Origin of the sequence: Chromatocurvus halotolerans (assembly GCF_004340525.1) — a bacterium.
Lineage (GTDB): Bacteria > Pseudomonadota > Gammaproteobacteria > Pseudomonadales > Halieaceae > Chromatocurvus > Chromatocurvus halotolerans.
Window position 1 is genome coordinate 17308 of the sequence record NZ_SLWX01000023.1, and the last position, 16805, is coordinate 34112.

At 62.9% G+C, this 16805-nt stretch carries 14 protein-coding genes and 1 other RNA gene; 8 read left to right on the forward strand and 7 right to left on the reverse strand.

Annotated elements, in window-relative coordinates; all coding sequences use genetic code 11:
* Positions 1 to 99 precede the first annotated feature (99 nt).
* Positions 100 to 1755 carry a DNA repair protein RecN gene (gene recN, locus EV688_RS16295; protein ID WP_117319579.1) on the forward strand — a complete coding sequence of 552 codons (1656 nt, stop codon included), beginning with the start codon at positions 100 to 102 and terminating at the stop codon, positions 1753 to 1755.
* A gap of 17 nt (positions 1756 to 1772) precedes the next feature.
* On the opposite strand, the gene fur is transcribed toward recN, so the two are convergent.
* On the reverse strand, positions 1773 to 2189 hold the full coding sequence (fur, locus tag EV688_RS16300; protein ID WP_117319580.1) for a ferric iron uptake transcriptional regulator: 417 nt from the start codon (positions 2187 to 2189) through the stop codon (positions 1773 to 1775).
* Between the two features lie 32 nt (positions 2190 to 2221).
* Between fur and EV688_RS16305 the strand changes: the two genes are divergently transcribed.
* The gene (locus tag EV688_RS16305; RefSeq protein WP_243650304.1) at positions 2222 to 2668 is read left to right on the forward strand and encodes an outer membrane protein assembly factor BamE; all 447 of its coding nucleotides are present in this window, start codon (positions 2222 to 2224) and stop codon (positions 2666 to 2668) included.
* A 4-nt stretch (positions 2669 to 2672) separates the two neighbouring features.
* On the opposite strand, the gene EV688_RS16310 is transcribed toward EV688_RS16305, so the two are convergent.
* The 3 genes from EV688_RS16310 to EV688_RS16320 are packed head-to-tail and all read right to left on the reverse strand — an operon-like array spanning position 2673 to position 4830.
* Positions 2673 to 3029, reverse strand: coding sequence for an RnfH family protein (locus tag EV688_RS16310; RefSeq protein ID WP_117319581.1), 357 nt, complete (start codon positions 3027 to 3029; stop codon positions 2673 to 2675).
* On the reverse strand, positions 3026 to 3460 hold the full coding sequence (locus EV688_RS16315) for a type II toxin-antitoxin system RatA family toxin (RefSeq protein ID WP_117319582.1): 435 nt from the start codon (positions 3458 to 3460) through the stop codon (positions 3026 to 3028). The genes EV688_RS16310 and EV688_RS16315 overlap by 4 nt, the downstream gene beginning before the upstream one ends.
* A 20-nt stretch (positions 3461 to 3480) precedes the next feature.
* Positions 3481 to 4830, reverse strand: a complete 1350-nt coding sequence (locus tag EV688_RS16320; protein WP_117319583.1) for a sodium-dependent transporter — start codon at positions 4828 to 4830, stop codon at positions 3481 to 3483.
* A 111-nt stretch (positions 4831 to 4941) separates the two neighbouring features.
* Here EV688_RS16320 and smpB point away from each other — a divergent pair, with 111 nt between their 5' ends.
* The gene (gene smpB, locus EV688_RS16325) at positions 4942 to 5424 is read left to right on the forward strand and encodes an SsrA-binding protein SmpB (RefSeq protein WP_117319602.1); all 483 of its coding nucleotides are present in this window, start codon (positions 4942 to 4944) and stop codon (positions 5422 to 5424) included.
* A gap of 8 nt (positions 5425 to 5432) precedes the next feature.
* Here smpB and EV688_RS16330 read toward each other — a convergent pair whose 3' ends face one another.
* Entirely contained in the window at positions 5433 to 7220 is a 1788-nt protein-coding gene (locus EV688_RS16330) for an N-acyl-D-amino-acid deacylase family protein (RefSeq protein ID WP_117319584.1), read from the reverse strand.
* 74 nt (positions 7221 to 7294) lie between these two features.
* Between EV688_RS16330 and EV688_RS16335 the strand changes: the two genes are divergently transcribed.
* The 3 genes from EV688_RS16335 (at position 7295) to EV688_RS16345 (ending at position 13284) form a co-directional block, all read left to right on the forward strand.
* A complete protein-coding gene (locus EV688_RS16335) occupies positions 7295 to 7837 on the forward strand; it encodes a DUF924 family protein (RefSeq protein WP_117319585.1) in 543 nt (180 codons plus the stop codon).
* 76 nt (positions 7838 to 7913) lie between these two features.
* Positions 7914 to 10667 carry an aconitate hydratase AcnA gene (gene acnA / locus EV688_RS16340; RefSeq protein ID WP_117319586.1) on the forward strand — a complete coding sequence of 918 codons (2754 nt, stop codon included), beginning with the start codon at positions 7914 to 7916 and terminating at the stop codon, positions 10665 to 10667.
* A 58-nt stretch (positions 10668 to 10725) separates the two neighbouring features.
* Positions 10726 to 13284 carry an acyl-CoA dehydrogenase gene (locus EV688_RS16345; protein WP_117319587.1) on the forward strand — a complete coding sequence of 853 codons (2559 nt, stop codon included), beginning with the start codon at positions 10726 to 10728 and terminating at the stop codon, positions 13282 to 13284.
* Between the two features lie 17 nt (positions 13285 to 13301).
* Here the strand turns inward: EV688_RS16345 and EV688_RS16350 are convergent, their stop codons facing one another.
* Together EV688_RS16350 and EV688_RS16355 are read right to left on the reverse strand one after the other, a co-directional pair.
* Positions 13302 to 14861, reverse strand: coding sequence for an amidohydrolase family protein (locus tag EV688_RS16350; RefSeq protein ID WP_117319588.1), 1560 nt, complete (start codon positions 14859 to 14861; stop codon positions 13302 to 13304).
* A 63-nt stretch (positions 14862 to 14924) separates the two neighbouring features.
* Positions 14925 to 15563, reverse strand: coding sequence for a DUF2959 domain-containing protein (locus EV688_RS16355; protein WP_117319603.1), 639 nt, complete (start codon positions 15561 to 15563; stop codon positions 14925 to 14927).
* Positions 15564 to 15651: 88 nt separating this feature from the next.
* On the opposite strand from EV688_RS16355, the gene ssrA reads away from it, so the two are divergent.
* Positions 15652 to 16017: a transfer-messenger RNA gene (gene ssrA, locus EV688_RS16360) on the forward strand.
* 360 nt (positions 16018 to 16377) lie between these two features.
* Positions 16378 to 16635, forward strand: a complete 258-nt coding sequence (locus tag EV688_RS16365; RefSeq protein WP_205686738.1) for an LAGLIDADG family homing endonuclease — start codon at positions 16378 to 16380, stop codon at positions 16633 to 16635.
* Positions 16636 to 16805: the final 170 nt, after the last annotated feature.

The window sequence follows — 16805 nt, forward strand, 5'->3', positions numbered from 1 at the left end:
TCACAGACCCGGCGACCGGCAAAACCGCTTCCGCCAGGGTCGGATGTTTAATGCATGGGGCAACTGCGGTATAACAGTCTGTCTCTGGAGTCGGGCCGCATGCTTACACACCTCAGTATCAGCAATTTCACCATCGTCGAGCATCTGCAGATTGACCTCTCGGCAGGCATGACCGCCATCACCGGCGAAACGGGCGCCGGCAAATCCATCATGCTGGATGCTCTGGGGCTGTGTCTCGGCGATCGCGCAGATCCCAGGAGCATCCGCCCTGGCTGCACGCGCGCCGATATCACCGCGTGTTTCGATATCGCCGGGATACCTGCAGCCCGCGCCTGGCTGGACGCACAGGACCTGACGGTCTCTGACGAATGCATCCTGCGCCGTGTCATCAGCACCGATCGCTCGCGGGCGTGGATCAATGGCCGGCCCGCCACGGTACAGCAATGCGCCGAACTCGGTCAGCACCTGGTGGATATCCACAGCCAGCACGCGCACCAGTCGCTGCTGCGAAAGCCGGTCCAGCGCGCCCTGCTGGACAGTTTTGCCGGCGCCGCCGCGCTCGCCGAGACCGTCGCCAGCCTGGCCCACGACTGGACAGAGACAGAGCAGCGCCTGGCGGCCCTGCGCGATGCCAGCAGCGAAACCGAATCGCGGCATCAACTGCTCAGCTACCAGGTGGGGGAACTGGACGACCTGGCGCTAGGTAGCGATGAAATCGCAAGCCTGGAGGCCGAACAGAAGGCGCTCGGCAGCGCCGAGGAGATCCTCGAGTCAGCAGGCCGGGCCCTGGATCTGTGCGACACGCTGGAAGATACCGCCCAACAGGCAGCTCAGCTGCTCAGCGCCAGCCTGCACCGCGGCAGCCGCGTCGACAATGCGCGGGACATGCTGCAGTCCGCCGCCATTCAGTCCGGCGAGGCACGCGGCGATCTGCAGGCCTATCTTGACAGTATCGACATCGACCCACGCCGCCTGGCCGACGTCGAAAGCCGACTGGACCAGATCTACACCATCGCCCGCAAGCATCGTGTCAAGCCGGAAGAGCTCGCGGCCCTGCACGCGGAACTGGCGGGCGAACTGGAGGCTCTGTCCGGCAGCGATGCCAGCGTGCAGGCACTCGAGGCGGAACTCGAAACCCGCCTGGCCGCCTGGACCGAGCAGGCGGAAAAGCTCACACAGCGGCGCGAAAAGGGGGCCAGAAAGCTCAGACGCGAGGCGATGGCGCTGCTCGAAACCCTGTCCATGGGGCAGTGCGTCCTCGAGATTGCCCTAGCGTCACGCCAGGGCACAAGCCCTCACCCCGGCGGCAGGGAGGAGGTGGAATTTCTCATCAGCACCAACCCCGGCAGCGCACCGCAGTCGCTCGCCCGCATTGCCTCCGGCGGTGAGCTTTCGCGCATCAGCCTGGCGATCCAGGTGGCCACCGCCGACGGTGGCAGCGTTCCCAGCATGGTGTTTGACGAGGTGGACGTGGGCATTGGCGGCGCCGTGGCCGAGGTGGTCGGACGCCTGCTGCGCAAGCTGTCGAATGGCGCCCAGGTTCTCTGCGTCACGCACCTGCCGCAGGTGGCGGCACAGGCCCATCACCAGCTGCGGGTCAGCAAGACGGGGAATCGCAAATCCGTGACCACCGCCCTGGCCAGGCTGGATACGGATGGCCGGGTCGATGAGCTCGCGCGCATGCTGGGCGGGCTGAAAGTTACCGATCAGACCCTGGCACACGCAAGAGAAATGCTGGCGGACGCCGACGCCTGAAACCGCAAAGGCGAGGCTTACTTCTCCTTGCGGCGCACGTAGAGAACCAGCGAATGGTCCACCAGCTCAAAGCCGTGATCCTCGGCGATCTGCCGCTGGCGCTCCTCGATCAGTTCATCGTGAAACTCGATCACCTCATTGCTGTCGACGCAGACCATGTGATCGTGATGCTCGCCCTTGGCAAGCTCGAACACACTGTGACCCGTCTCGAAATTGTGGCGGGTGACCAGACCGGCGGACTCGAACTGGGTCAGCACCCGGTAGACGGTGGCAAGACCGACGTCCTCTCCCGCGTCCAGCAGAGCGCGATAGACATCTTCAGCACTCATGTGCTGGGCACTGCCCTCGGCGGCATCCAGCAATTGCAGGATTTTCACCCGGGGCAGCGTTACCTTCAGACCTGCGTTACGCAGCTCCTGATTTTCCGCAGACATGGTGGGGGTTCTCTGAAAAGACTGGGGTCGGTATGATGCCATCCCTGATCCCCGGTTGGAAGTTCTCCCCCATGCGCGCGCTGCTGCTGTCCCTGTTGCTGATATCCATGACCGCCTGCGGTTTCATCGGCTTCCCGGGTGTCTACAAGATCAACGTCGAGCAGGGCAATATCGTTACCCAGGAGGACGTCGACAAGCTTGAGCAGGGCATGACCCGTCGCCAGGTGCGCTTCATTCTCGGCACGCCGTTGATAGAAGACACTTTTAATCGGGAGCGTTGGGATTACCACTACGAGATCACCCGCGGCGACCGCATGCTGACCCAGCGTGAGTTCACGGTATTTTTCGACGGCGATCGCCTGAAATCCGTGTCCGGGGATTACAAGCCGGCGTGGGCGAGGGGCAAGGGCGAGGCAACGGAGGACGCCGGAGACGATCCCGCGGCTTCTCCTAACAGCCGGTCCGGCGGCGCCGGCTGAGCCGTCAGTCTGGCACGTCTCCCGCAGCGCCTTTTCTTGCCTTCGCCGCCCGCGCCCGGCGCACTTCCTTGGGATCGATCAGCAAAGGCCGGTAGATCTCTACCCGATCACCGTTCTGCAGCTCCTGCGTGGACTTGACCGCCTGGCCGAAAATTCCCATTGCCGAGGTCTCATCGACATGCAGTCCCGGGAATTCCTGCTCGATCGCCGACTGCCTGATGGCTTCCAGCGCGGTGGTTCCCGGTGTGACCTCGATCTGCAGGATCCGCTGACGGTCCGGAAGGGCGTAGGCCACCTCGACTGCCAGGGTTTCGTCCTTGCCGGTCTCCAGCTCCAAAGACCTGTCGGGGCTTGCCGTCATGTGCCGTACACCTGCCTGGCGCGCCGCGCCACGGCCTCCACCTGGCTGTTGGTCACACGCTCGAACAGGCGACCCGCGGCGACCCCCACAAGCGCGCTGCGGATTGTGAAATCCAGCTCCAGGCTGACCTTGCAGGCCGCCTCACCCAATGCCTGGAAGCGCCAGCGACCGGCGAAACGCTCAAACGGACCCTCGCGAAGACGCAGCTCAATCGCCTCATTGGCGGTCAGGGTATTCAGGGTGGTGAAGCTCTGCACGATGCCGCCACGGGCGAGTTCCAGACGCGCCTCCATGGTGGTGTCGCTGCGACTGAGAATGCGCGCTCCGACGCAGCCCTCCATGAAACTGGGATAGGATTCCACGTCGTTGACCAGGTCATAGACCTGTTGCGCGGTATAGGGAAGCAGGGCGCTGCGGTGAATACTGGGCATGGCGTGTGTGCGGGGAAGTCTCAGGGCCGGTCAGGCATGATGGACCAGAACCATACGACAAGAATGGCAAGCGGGGCAACAAAGCGCAGCAACAACAGCCACACCTGGAAAAACCCCTCCGACTCGCGATACATCTCTCTGCGCAGGAGTGTCTCCCGCATGCGCCAGCCCACAAAAACGGCCACCGCCAGTGCCCCGAGCGGCAGCAGGAAGTTTGCGGTCACGCGATCCAGCCAGGGGAACAGGCCGCCGAAACCGGGCCTCCCGGACAGGGAAGCGGCGACCGCGGCACCGAGCAGCCAGACCAGCACACCCACCAGCAGGGTCGCCGGGACGCGGCGCAGGCGGGTGTACTGCACCAGAGAGCCAATGCCGGGCTCCAGGAGCGCCACCGCCGATCCCAGTGCGGCCAGTACGGTGAGCAGGAAGAACAGCGCCCCGTAAATCTCACCCTGGGGCAGGTTGCCAAAGGCATAGGGAACGCTGAGAAAGAGCAGCCCGGGACCCAGCGTAGGCTCCACATGATTGACAAGGACCAGCGGAAAAATCGCGATACCGGCGGCCATGGCAATCGCAGTATCGAAAATCGCGACGGCCAGGATAGAGCGCCCGAGCGGCACGCGGTCAGGGGCATAGGCGCCAAACGCCACGCCAATGCCCACGCCCACCGACAGCGTATAAAACGCATGGCCCAGTGCAAGGAGGACGGACTCCGACGTGAAATCCAGCCACTGGACAGAAAACAGAAACCTGCCGGCCGCGGACACATCGCCGTTTTCGAGCGCAAAGTCGATCAGCAGCCACATCAGCACCACGAGACTGGGCACAAGAAGCCACACGAACAGTCCCAGACCCCGGCGCACGCCGCCAGCAACAATGAGCAGCGCCAGCCCCAGAAATCCCGTCTGCCAGGCCAGCATGTCCGGCAGGCTGCCCAGCAGATCGTCATAGTGTATGGATACCTGTCGGGCGCTGGCCGCGGCAAAGTCTCCGGAGTGCATGGACCAGGCGTAGTGCAGACCCCAACCCGCAACGACGATGTAATAACCGAGTATGAGTACGCCGGTAAGGCAGGCCAACCCCCCCCAGAATGACCAGGCGTTTCCCAGCAGCGAGCGCCGCGCGGCGAGACCGAAGGCCATGACCGGAGAGCCCCTGCCGTGGCTGCCCAGCGCCGTCTCGGCGATCAGCACGGGCACCGCCAGAATGAACAGACAGACAACATAGGCGATGAGGAAGGGGGCACCGCCGTTGTCACCCACCAGATAGGCAAAACGCCACAGATTCCCCAGACCCACGGCAGAGGCGGCGAGCGCAAAAACAAAGGTGGTCCGCGAGCGCCAGCGCCCGAGTGACATGTTCAGCGGCATGAAGTTTGGACAGTGCCCTCCGCCCTGCAGAATGTTCCAACGGCGAGACGGTAACACCCGGCCAGAAAGAAAGCCGTTCCACCGCCCGGTGTTGTCCGTATAATGCGCGCCATGTCAAAAAAGAAACCCAAGACTCCCAACAACGTCATTGTCCAGAACAAGCGCGCGCGCTTCGACTATGAACTGCTCGACACCTTCGAAGCGGGCGTTGCCCTGCACGGCTGGGAGGTAAAATCGCTGCGCGCAGGCAAGGCGCAGCTTACTGACTCCTACGTCCTGATGAAAGACGGTGAGGCATTTCTTCTCGGCTCACAGATTACCCCTCTGGGAACGGTCTCCACGCACTACGTCACCGACCCCACCCGCACCAGAAAGCTACTTCTGCACAGGAAGGAACTGGCGAAAATTCTCGCGGCGACCCAGCAGAAGGGCCAGACCTGTGTGTGTACCCAGCTGTACTGGAAGGGCCACCTGATCAAGGCGCGCATTTCTCTCGCCCAGGGCAAGCAGTCGCACGACAAACGCGATACCGAGAAGGACCGCGACTGGCAGCGCCAGAAGCGCCGCATCATGCGAGATGCCGTCAAGCAATAGACCGCCGCTCAAGCGGCGGCACTGCCAACACGACCGGCGCGGCCGGCACGAAAGAGTTGTCCGGGGCAGGCGCCGGTCAGCCGGTCCCCGGCAAGCACAACCTCACCAGCCACGATCACCGCACAATAGCCCGCCGCGTCTTGTAGCAGACGCTGGCCGCCCGCTGGCAGATCCTGCACCATACGCGGTGCGAACAGGCGCAGGCGGTTGTGGTCGATAACGTTGATATTGGCCTTAAGCCCCACCTGCAGTCGTCCCCTGTCATGCATGCCGCAGTAATCGGCAATATCCGAGGTCAGGCGGCGCACAGCGTCCGACAAGGTGATACGTGCCCCGCGCTGCCGATCCCGGGCCCAGTAGGAGAGCAGGTACGTGGGAAAACTGGAGTCACAGATGGTCCCCACGTGAGCGCCACCGTCAGACAGCCCCATGATGGACTGCGGGTGCTGCATCATGGTGTGCAGATTGTCGAAACTCATTTCCGTGTAGTTGTAAATGGGGAAGTACAGCAGCGCCCTGCCCTCGTCCTGCAACAGTAGATCGTAAATCATCTCCAGTGCGGAAATGCCGCGCTCCTCGGCCATGCGCAGCACCGACGTCTCCGCGGTCTGTTCATACTCCGGATTCTCCCCCAGGAGAAAGGTCTTGCCCGCCACATAGTCGATGGCGGCAATCAGCGCGTCCACGATGGGCGGTACCGGAGTGCCGTCGCCAGCCAGCGTGCCGGATTTCTCCGCCAGCAGGCGCGCCTTGAACGCCGGATCACGCATCTGCTGAACGCGCTCCTCCAGCGTGAGGTGGCTGATGGCCTTGTAGCTGGGGAAGCCGATGAACGGGTGGAAGGTGCACTGCAGGCCGGTGATCACGCCGATGCCGCGGGGCGCGGTCTGAAGGCGCATAGAAATACCCGCCGCCTGCGCCTTCTCGGCCCGATCGATAATGCGCAGCCACTGGTCCGGCGCGAAGTCCCGCTGCATCAGCGACAGGGAGAAGGGTCGGCCGCCGGCACCGCGGGCAAAGGCCTCCAGAATATCGAACTCGCGGTCGAAGGCATCGCCCTCGCGCTCCAGATCAAAGTCGTTGACCGCCTGCAGTATGCCGTGGTCCAGCCCCTGAAATGCCGCTGCGATACCCGCGAGCTCCTCTGCTGTGGCCTCCGAGGACGGCGTCCAGGCCCCGTCGGCGCTGCGATGCACGTCGGAGCGCCCGGTGGAAAAGCCGATCGCTCCCGCTTCCAGAGCCTCGCGGGTCAGGCGCCGCATCGCCCCGATGTCCTCGGGCGTGGCCTGCTCCTGACACACGGCACGATCACCCATCACGTAGACACGCAGGGGATCGTGGGTGACCTGTACGGCAAAGTCGATGGTGTGCGGCTTGCTGGCCAGCGCATCCATGTATTCCGGCAGTGTCTCCCAGTCCCAGCTCATGCCCTCGGTCAGCGCAATGCCGGGAATATCCTCCACGCCCTCCATCAGGCGTACCAGGCGGTCGCGGTCGGCGGCACGCACCGGCGCAAAGCCGACCCCGCAGCTGCCCATGACCACGGTGCTGACGCCGTGGTTGATGCTTGGCTGGAGATTGGCGTCCCAGGAAATCTGGCCGTCGTAGTGCGTGTGCAGATCGATGAAACCTGGCGTGACGATGCAGCCTGAAGCGTCGATTTCCTGCGTTGCAGCACCCGCACAGTCCCCGATGGCGACAATCACGCCGTTTTTTACGGCCACATTCCCCGGACGCGGCTCACCCCCGTCCCCGTCCACCAGCAACCCGTTGATGATTTTGAGGTCATAGATCATGCCGCATCCGCTCCTGCTTGCTATTATGAGATGGAGTGTAGCACCACCGCGATAACCCGGCCTGAGGAGGCCACATGGCAACAGATTCCAACGACGTGTTGCGCTTCTGGTTCGACGAGGCGGGGCCGGGGTGCTGGTTCAAGCGCAGCGATGCCTTCGACGAACAGCTGCGCGAGCGCTTTCTCGCCACGTGGCAGGCAGCGGCGGCGGGCGAGTGCGGCGACTGGCGCAGCAGCCCCGCGGGTCGCGCCGCCGAGATCATCGTTCTCGATCAGTTCTCTCGCAATCTGTTTCGCGGCGACCCCCGCGCGTTTGCCCAGGACGGCATGGCCCTGGTTCTCGCCCAGTGGGCAGTCGCCGTGGGCGACGACAACGGTATGACGCCAGATCAGCGCTATTTCACCTACATGCCCTTCATGCACTCGGAATCCCTCAGCGTGCACGTCGATGCGCTGCGCCTGTTCAGTGCGCTCGGCAACGAACAAGCCCTCGACTACGAAATCCGGCATCGCGACGTCTTGCGCACTTACGGGCGCTATCCCGGCAGAAATGCGGCACTGGGACGCGAAAACAGCCCCGAGGAACGCGCTTACCTGGATGCCGGCGGCGGCTTCTAGCATCTCAGCAGGGACCTGTCGTGACAGGTACAATGGCGGATGACAACGCTTCAGACTCATGCAACAGGAGAACAGCATGTCGACTACCCCGATCAAGGACAGCCTCAACACCCGGGATACACTGACCGTCGACGACCGAACCTATGGCTACAGCAGCCTGCCAGCTGCCTCACGGCATATCGGCGACCTTTCACGTCTGCCCTACTCCCTGAAAGTCCTGCTGGAGAATCTGCTGCGCAACGAGGACGGGATCACCGTTGAACCGGGACATTTCGAGGCCATGGCGGCCTGGATGGAAAACCGGCGCTCGGATACGGAAATCCAGTTCCGCCCCGCCCGCGTTCTCATGCAGGACTTCACCGGCGTTCCCGCCGTCGTCGACCTCGCCGCCATGCGCGACGCGCTGGAGGCCGCGGGCAGCGATCCGGCACGCATCAATCCGATTTCACCGGTAGACCTCGTGATCGACCACTCCGTCATGGTCGACAACTTCGGCGACGCCGATGCCTTCACAGACAACGTATCCATTGAAATGCAGCGCAACCGCGAGCGCTACGAGTTCCTGCGCTGGGGCCAGCAGGCCTTCGCCAATTTCCGCGTCGTTCCCCCCGGCACCGGCATCTGCCATCAGGTCAATCTGGAATACCTGGCAAAGACGGTCTGGACCGGCGACCAGAATGGCGAGGTCATGGCGTACCCCGACACGCTGGTCGGCACGGATTCGCACACCACCATGATCAATGGCCTTGGCGTACTTGGCTGGGGCGTCGGCGGCATCGAGGCCGAGGCCGCCATGCTGGGTCAACCCGTCTCTATGCTGATTCCGGAGGTCGTGGGCTTCCGCATCACCGGGGCACTGCGCGAGGGGATGACGGCCACAGACCTGGTGCTGACCGTGACGGAAATGCTGCGAAAACGCGGCGTGGTCGGCAAGTTCGTTGAATTCTACGGCGACGGGCTGGCCAACATGCCGGTGGCCGACCGCGCCACCATTGCCAACATGGCACCGGAATACGGCGCCACCTGCGGCTTCTTCCCGGTGGACGAGCAGACCCTCAACTACCTGCGCCTGACCGGTCGCGATGACCACCAGATTGCGCTGGTAGAGGCCTATTGCAAGGCCCAGGGCCTGTGGCGGGAAGATAACCACGAACCGGTCTACACCGATACGCTCGCTCTGGACATGGGCGACGTGGAAGCCAGCCTGGCCGGCCCCAAGCGCCCGCAGGACCGCGTCTCACTGAAAAATGTCAAGTCCAGCTTTGAGTTGATCATGCAGCAGGGCGAGGGCACCGCAAGTGCCCCCGAGGGAAAGTTCGAGGGTGAGGGCGGCCAGACCGCCGTGGGTGTCGACAACAGCTATGCGCATGCCAGCAGCCAGCTGTGCGAGCTCGGCGGAGCGTCAGTGAGGCTCGATCCCGGCGCCGTGGTTATTGCCGCCATCACCTCCTGCACCAACACCTCCAACCCCAGCGTCATGATGGCTGCCGGCCTGCTGGCGCAGAAGGCCGTGGCTCGCGGGCTGACCACCCGCCCCTGGGTGAAAACCTCCCTCGCGCCCGGCTCCAAGGTGGTCACCGAGTATCTCGCGGCCAGCGGCCTGCAAAGCGCGCTGGACAGTCTCGGCTTCAACCTGGTCGGCTATGGCTGCACCACCTGCATCGGCAATTCGGGCCCATTGCCGGAGCCGATAGAAAAAGCCGTGGTCACGGGGGACCTCACGGTCGCCTCGGTACTTTCCGGCAATCGCAATTTCGAGGGCCGCGTACACCCGCTGGTGAAGACCAACTGGCTGGCTTCGCCGCCACTGGTGGTCGCTTACGCGCTGGCGGGAAACATGCGCGTCGACATCAGCAAAGAGCCTCTGGGGTTCGACAGCGACGGCGAAGCGGTGTACCTGTCAGACCTGTGGCCCTCCCAGGCTGAAGTGGCCGAGGCGGTGGCGCAGGTCAAGACTGCCATGTTCAGCAAGGAATACGCCGCGGTGTTCGACGGCGATGCCATCTGGCAGGCCATCGAAGTGCCGGACAGCAAGGTCTACAACTGGTCTTCCGAATCCACGTATATCCAGCATCCGCCCTACTTCGAGGGCATGCAGCCGACGCCCGAACCGGTGCAGGACATCAACGATGCACGCGTGCTGGCGCTGCTTGGCGACTCGGTCACGACGGATCACATCTCGCCCGCCGGATCCTTCAGCGCCGACAGTCCCGCGGGCAAATACCTGTCAGAGCACGGCATCAGTCGCACGGATTTCAACTCCTACGGCTCGCGCCGGGGCAACCACCAGGTGATGATGCGCGGTACCTTTGCCAACGTGCGCATCCGCAACGAAATGCTCGACGGCGTGGAGGGTGGCTATACGCGACACGTTCCCAGTGGCGAGCAGATGGCCATCTACGACGCGGCCATGCGTTATGCAGAGGAAAAGACGCCGCTGGTAGTGATTGCGGGCAAGGAGTACGGCACCGGCTCCAGCCGTGACTGGGCGGCAAAAGGGACTCTGCTGCTTGGGGTACGTGCGGTCATCGCCGAATCCTATGAGCGCATACACCGGTCGAACCTCATCGGCATGGGCGTACTACCGCTGCAGTTCATGGACAGTGACAATCGGCAGAGTCTGAAGCTGACCGGCGATGAGAGCATCAGCATTGCCGGTCTGGGTGGCGACCTCAGCCCCGGCCAGACCGTGGAGATGCAGGTGGACTACCCCGACGGCGGGCGCAAGACCTGCTCTGTGCGGGTGCGCATCGACACCGCCAACGAGATCGTCTATTACCAGAACGGGGGGATTCTGCACTACGTCCTGCGCGACATGATGGCGAGCTGATGGAATCCCGGTGGGGTCAGGTCCAGATCGGACCTGACCCCAAGAAAAGGAGAACACAATGAGTATCCTGTTTTTCATCATTACCGCACTGGTGCTGCTATACCGCGGATCGGGCGGCCGCACCGGCCTGGTTATCCTCGCCGCTGTCACGGCACTGGGCCACATTCTGGTCGACGGCGGCGCGATCAGCGCCACCCTCGGTACGGCGGCCGTAATCGTCGCGGGCCTGCTCATGCTGCCAAACCCCCTGCGCACGCGGCAGATCAGCAGACCGCTGCTCGCCCGGATCCGCGGCATGCTGCCAACGCTGTCGGACACCGAGGCCCAGGCTCTCAAGTCGGGTTCAGTCGACTGGGATGGCGAGCTCTTCTCCGGTCGTCCGCGCTGGCAGCGCCTGCTCAACGCCAAAGCCACCGCACTCTCTGACGAGGAGCGGGCTTTCCTCGACGGCCCGGTCAACACGCTCTGCGGGATGCTGAACGACTGGGAAATCACCCACGAGGACTACGACCTGCCGGAACCGGCGTGGAACTTCATACGGCAGCAGGGCTTTTTCGGGCTCATGATTCCCAAGGAACACGGCGGCAAGGGCTTCTCCAATACGGCGCATTCAGAGATTGTCACTCGCATCTCGACGCGCAGCGTGTCCGCCGCGGTGACCGTGATGGTGCCGAATTCCCTCGGCCCGGGTGAGCTGCTTGAGATGTACGGCACGGATGCCCAGAAGGAATACTATCTGCCACGTCTGGCCGGCGGTATTGATATTCCCTGTTTCGCCCTGACGTCGCCGGTGGCAGGCTCGGATGCCGGCGCCATTCCCGACAAGGGCATTGTCTGCCGTGGCGACTGGAATGGCGAGAACGTACTCGGCCTCAAGGTGACCTGGAACAAGCGCTATATCACCCTGGCCCCCGTAGCGACCCTCATCGGCCTGGCCATCAAGGTCTACGATCCCGACCACCTCATCAGCGATGAAGAAGCCATCGGCGTGACCTGTGTCCTGGTACCGCGGGAGCTGGAAGGGGTGAACGCCGGCGCAAGGCATCTGCCCATGAACACGGTATTCATGAACGGCCCGACCTGGGGCAACGAGGTGTTCATTCCGATGGACCAGGTCATCGGCGGGCAGGACATGCTCGGCGAGGGCTGGACGATGCTGCTGGAAGCCCTTTCCATTGGCCGCTCTATCTCCCTGCCCGCCATGGGCACCGGCGCAGGCAAGCTGGCGAGCCTGTCCAGCGGCGCCTACGCCTATGTGCGTGAACAATTCGGCCGCTCCATCAGCCAGTTCGAGGGCGTGCAGGAAGCCCTGGAGCCTATCGCGGGCAATACCTACATGATGAACGCTGCGCGAGTGCTGACAGCCGGCATGCTGGACCGCGGCATCCGCCCGTCCGTGCCTTCCGCGGTGCTCAAGTACCGCAATACCGACCTCATGCGCAGCACGATCAACCACGCCATGGACGTGGTGGCGGGACGCGGCGTGATCACCGGGCCACGCAACTTCATGGCCCGGGCCTATCAGGCCGTTCCCATAGCCATCACCGTGGAGGGGGCGAATATCCTCACCCGGAGCCTGATGATCTTCGGGCAGGGCGCCATCCGCTGCCACCCCTTCATCACCCGGGAAATTGCCGCGGCGGGAGACGCGGACACCCGCGCCGGGGTCGACGCCTTTGATCGCGTTTTCTATCGGCACATGGCCCACACCGCGCGTAACGGCCTGCGCGCCGTCGCTCTCGCCTACGCTGGCGGCCGGCTGGAGTCCGTGCCGGGACGCGGCCGCATCCAGCGTTCCTACCGGCAGCTGGCGCGCTACTCCGCGGCGTTTTCCCTGCTGACGGATGTTACGCTGCTCTCCATCGGTGGCGGGCTCAAGGCACGGCAGCGACTGTCCGGGCGCATGGCCGACTGCCTGGTGCATCTGTACTACGCTTCCGCGGTGATCAAGTTCTGGCATGAGGAGCAGTACGCCGAGAACCAGCGCCCGGTGGTTGAGTGGTGCCTGCAGAGCTCCCTGCGTGATCTGGAGCGCGCCCTGCATGCCGCCATCGATAATTTCCCCGCCGCCGGACTGCGCCTGCCGCTGAAGCTGCTGGTCTTCCCGCCCGGCCACACGCGCAACAGCGGTCCGGATGACGCCCTCGGGGGGCGCGTTGCCGAGGCCATCGTGGACGATACGCCGCTGCGGCAGACCATTACCGCAGGTTGCTATCAGGATGCCGACCCGGAGGATTCACTGGGGCGGGTGCTCAATGCCTACCGACTGGCGCGGGAAACCCGGGAACTGCGTGGAAAGATTCACGAGGCGGTGCGCGCGCGCGACGAAGACGACATCGACGGCATCGCGCTACTGATGGGACATCAGCGCGTTGAGCTGGTGGACTGGGCCATCGCCGAGGGGACCGTCGGCGCAGAACACCGTGAGATACTGATAGAGGCGTTCACCGCGCTGTATGATGTGATCCGGGTGGACGCCTTCGATGCCGAGGGCATCCGTGAGCTGTCCGCAGGATCCCGGGGGCGGCGTCGCGTCGTCGAGCGTCCCGCCGGTGACCACGAGCGGGAATATGAGACCAGCGCAGTCGCTGTGGAGACTGCCCTGCGCGATGCCTGAGGCGCACTGCGCCTCCGCTAGGCCGGCACCTGCGTGAACCAGCCTTCCTCCTCCAGCTGCCGCCAGATCCGGCGAACGACCTCGCCGCCTTCCTCAAGCAGCCGCTGCGGATCATCGGCGATGAACTGCCCGTCAAATACCTGCAGGCGCCCGTCGGTCATCACCGTTCGCACCATTCGGCCGCTGGAATAGAGAAGGTTGTTCAGCGGTTCCGGTGGCAGGGCGCCACTGCCATTAAGCATCCCGGAAACATCGACCGACACAAGGTCCGCGCGCGCACCGGCACGGATCACACCGAGATCATCGCGGCGCAGACCACGCGCCGGAACCCGGGTGGCACCGTCAACGGCGTCCTGAACCGTGGGCCGTTGGCTCCGTCTCGGGCTGCCAATCTGGTCGAGCAACTCATGCCTTGCCTGTCCGTAAAGCACGGCAAGCTTGAGGTTCTCAAGATAATCGTTGGAGTGCGTGTCAATGCCGATATTGACCGGAATTCCCGCCGCCAGCGCTTCGGGATAGGGTTGCGTACCGTTGCCCGCCCCGCCGGCAGACGGGCAGTGGGCATATACGACACCATGTTTCGCCAGAATCGGCGGATCTGTCTCCCAGTCGAGGCCACTCATGTGCGCGCCAAAAACGGGGCCTGCCTCCAGCATGCCGAAGCTGTCCATCCACTGGGTCGGCGTTTTACCCCACAGCCGACGCACAGTGTCCGTTTCGCGCTGCCCCTGGGAAAGGTGTATGTGCAGGCCGGTCCCAAGGTCCCTGGCAGCAGCGGCAAGGGCCTCCATGGTCGCGGGCGTGTGCGTGTCGCAGGCATGGGGTGACATCATGGGCCGTGTGCGCCCGTCACCCTTGCCCATGTGCCGTCGACAGAAATCCAGGTTGCGCGCAATCTCCGCCAGCGTCGCCTCCTCGGCGTCGAACAGCACCTGATCCGCTTCGCGGAACCAGATAGCAAAGAGGCGTTCGATACCCGGTATCATCGCGCCCGGGTACGCGCGCGCCCCCATAGGGACGGCCTTGCGGACATAGCTCTCCGCCTGACGCAGGCTCAGGCTCATCTCCACGTGAGTCGTGCAGCCCGACCTCAGCAATTCAGCCAGGTTCAGCGCCGTCAGCGCATCCATGTCGGCATCCGGGAGCGCCTCTACCAGCTCCAGCGGCCGGCGGTAGGAACGCGGATTTTCGATAATCCCCCGGCTCGGCGTGGCACTGCAGCAGTGCGTATGGCCGGAAATAAAGCCGGGGAGAAGAATGTCATGGGGTAGCTGCAGTCGCGGGAGGGAACTGCGGAACGGTGCGGACTGCACGGTTTCAATAGCGCCATTACGTACCAGAACACAGCCGTTGCGCAGCAGCGCCAGCTCACCCCCGGATTCCGCCAGAACCCAGCCCGCCTGGATCACCAGATCCTCACCCGGCTGCACGGGCGGGCCCGACACACTACCGGTTTTCGCTGCTGCCGCGGTGCTTCCAGCCGCGAGACTGCTGAGCGCCAGCCCCTGGAAAAAACGCCGACGGGACAAAACCGGCGCCGTCATCACCGCCTTTGAAGCTTGCTGCGATTGAGACATTGAGACCTCTCCATGACGGACTGGCAACAGCGGTTGAGACGGTGTTCGGGACACAGGGGCAGCTTATTCGCTCTGCATGCTCTGTATAAAGGCCTCGGAGGAGGCGATGGAGCGCTGCATATCCGCAATCAGGGACCGGATATCCCGCTCGATACTCTCGAACTCCACACGGATATCGGACACCGCCCGGGCGTTGAGGTTGTGTTTAAGATACAGCACATTGTCCTTGAGGGAAGTCAGCACCGGATCCATCTTGCGTGTCGATGTCCGCATGGTTTCAATCATGCCGGCGTAGCGCTCGCGGGTTTCATAAAGCTTGCGCTGGCTGCTCGCCTTCAGCGAGGCGCTGCTGTACTCCTCGATCTCTTTCTCCCATTCCTGGAACAGGGCGTCGGCGACGTTTTCTACTGCCGTCACGCGCTCGCGCACTGTCTTGGCTGCGGCTTCGGAGCGCGAATAGTTTTTCTCTGTTTCCTTGTAGATCTTTTCCAGATCCCCCCCCTCGTATTCGATCAGCGCCGTCAGTTGCTCGAGCGCCGTCTGGAAGGTCTCCTGTGCTTCATCCTGGGCATCTCTGGAATCCTCGACCCGGTCCACCAGGATGTCCCGTTTGTGAATGCCGAATTTTTCTGCGGCGCCATAATAGGCAGACTGGCAGCCTGCGAGTGTCAGAACCAGGCCAAGGGCGATAATGCTGCGCATGAGGATATCCTCTTTATTGGGAGTATCAGGGTAGAACCCCTTGAAATAAACAAACTGTGCTACCATTGTAACTCACATACGGGGGCGATCCGGATTCGACGTCGGTAACGAACCCTGAGGTGCATGCCGTGATGGTAGCGAATCACGTTAATCCAAAGCTGCAAACTATTAGTTGCCAACGACGACAACTACGGTGCCCAACTGGCTGCGTAAGCAGCCCGTGAAGCACTTCTAGAGGCTTCGGCCCTAGCGGTCTTTAGCAAGATGCCAGTATCGCGCTACTGACTGTCATACAGAACTGGATCGCAGTGCGGCTCGCCTTGGGCCAAGCTGTTAAACCTAACAGGGATCGCCGACCACGTCCTGCCCGTCGGGCTGTGGAAGGCTAAATCAATAGACGGAAACTAAGCATGTAGAGCCGAAGGCAGAGTACTGACGGACGCGGGTTCGATTAACACCATGGTCGCCACGGGGAGTGATCCCCGTTGGAAAAAGAGAGCTCATACGGTGAACGCTAAGGGGCTTAGCGAAAAGTTTACACGAAGCCCTATGCCAACGCCGTCCGGTGAATGGGAAACCAGTAAGCCGGCTAGAGACTCATAGGCTCCTAACGATGCCACTGGCATCCACGGGGTACTAGGGTGGGCAATAACGATGTGCTCACAAACGCTCTCCCCTGTTTTCGGACGCAGTCCGGAAGCAGGTGAAGGAATAGTCCAGCCCATGTCGAAAGGCATGGATCAGCTGTCCCGCCGCCTCCACCAATTCAGCTTCCCAGGACATCCTGGGAAGCTTTTCCTGTCGGGAGTCCCCGATGGCCTCTCATTACAGAAGATTTCAGAACCTTTCGGCTGCCGACGCGGCCTACATCGCCGGATTAATTGACGGCGAAGGCACCGTGGCACTCGCACGCAAACACGCCAACGAAAACCGCCAGCTAGCAGTCTCCATCAGTAGCACTGAACACGTTCTGGTAGATTACGTGCTAAAACGCACTGGTGTAGGAAAGATTACGAACAAACGCAGGTCGAAGCAGCATCACACCGCAATGGCAAATACGATGAAGCCTTGAGAAATGAACGGAATGCTTTTGTGTTGGCGGTCATGGCGATCAAGCCGGGCGGAATCGCGCAGAGCCCTGTAGATACACACCAGAATCTACACGACGACGTTCCAGAGAGTGATCACGAGTCAAGGCCCTGAGTCGGTAGTTTTCGATGGATGCGTGGATCTCCACAAATC

Excerpts from the sequence above, each read along its gene's own strand:
- fur (WP_117319580.1), bottom strand. The coding sequence starts at position 2,189 with ATGTCTGCGGAAAATCAGGAGCTGCGTAACGCAGGTCTGAAGGTAACG.
- recN (WP_117319579.1), top strand. The coding sequence starts at position 100 with ATGCTTACACACCTCAGTATCAGCAATTTCACCATCGTCGAGCATCTG.
- acnA (WP_117319586.1), top strand. The coding sequence starts at position 7,914 with ATGTCGACTACCCCGATCAAGGACAGCCTCAACACCCGGGATACACTG.
- EV688_RS16305 (WP_243650304.1), top strand. The coding sequence starts at position 2,222 with ATGATGCCATCCCTGATCCCCGGTTGGAAGTTCTCCCCCATGCGCGCG.
- EV688_RS16335 (WP_117319585.1), top strand. The coding sequence starts at position 7,295 with ATGGCAACAGATTCCAACGACGTGTTGCGCTTCTGGTTCGACGAGGCG.
- EV688_RS16330 (WP_117319584.1), bottom strand. The coding sequence starts at position 7,220 with ATGATCTATGACCTCAAAATCATCAACGGGTTGCTGGTGGACGGGGAC.
- EV688_RS16355 (WP_117319603.1), bottom strand. The coding sequence starts at position 15,563 with ATGCGCAGCATTATCGCCCTTGGCCTGGTTCTGACACTCGCAGGCTGC.
- EV688_RS16350 (WP_117319588.1), bottom strand. The coding sequence starts at position 14,861 with ATGTCTCAATCGCAGCAAGCTTCAAAGGCGGTGATGACGGCGCCGGTT.
- EV688_RS16345 (WP_117319587.1), top strand. The coding sequence starts at position 10,726 with ATGAGTATCCTGTTTTTCATCATTACCGCACTGGTGCTGCTATACCGC.
- EV688_RS16310 (WP_117319581.1), bottom strand. The coding sequence starts at position 3,029 with ATGACGGCAAGCCCCGACAGGTCTTTGGAGCTGGAGACCGGCAAGGAC.
- EV688_RS16315 (WP_117319582.1), bottom strand. The coding sequence starts at position 3,460 with ATGCCCAGTATTCACCGCAGCGCCCTGCTTCCCTATACCGCGCAACAG.
- EV688_RS16320 (WP_117319583.1), bottom strand. The coding sequence starts at position 4,830 with ATGCCGCTGAACATGTCACTCGGGCGCTGGCGCTCGCGGACCACCTTT.
- smpB (WP_117319602.1), top strand. The coding sequence starts at position 4,942 with ATGTCAAAAAAGAAACCCAAGACTCCCAACAACGTCATTGTCCAGAAC.
- EV688_RS16365 (WP_205686738.1), top strand. The coding sequence starts at position 16,378 with ATGGCCTCTCATTACAGAAGATTTCAGAACCTTTCGGCTGCCGACGCG.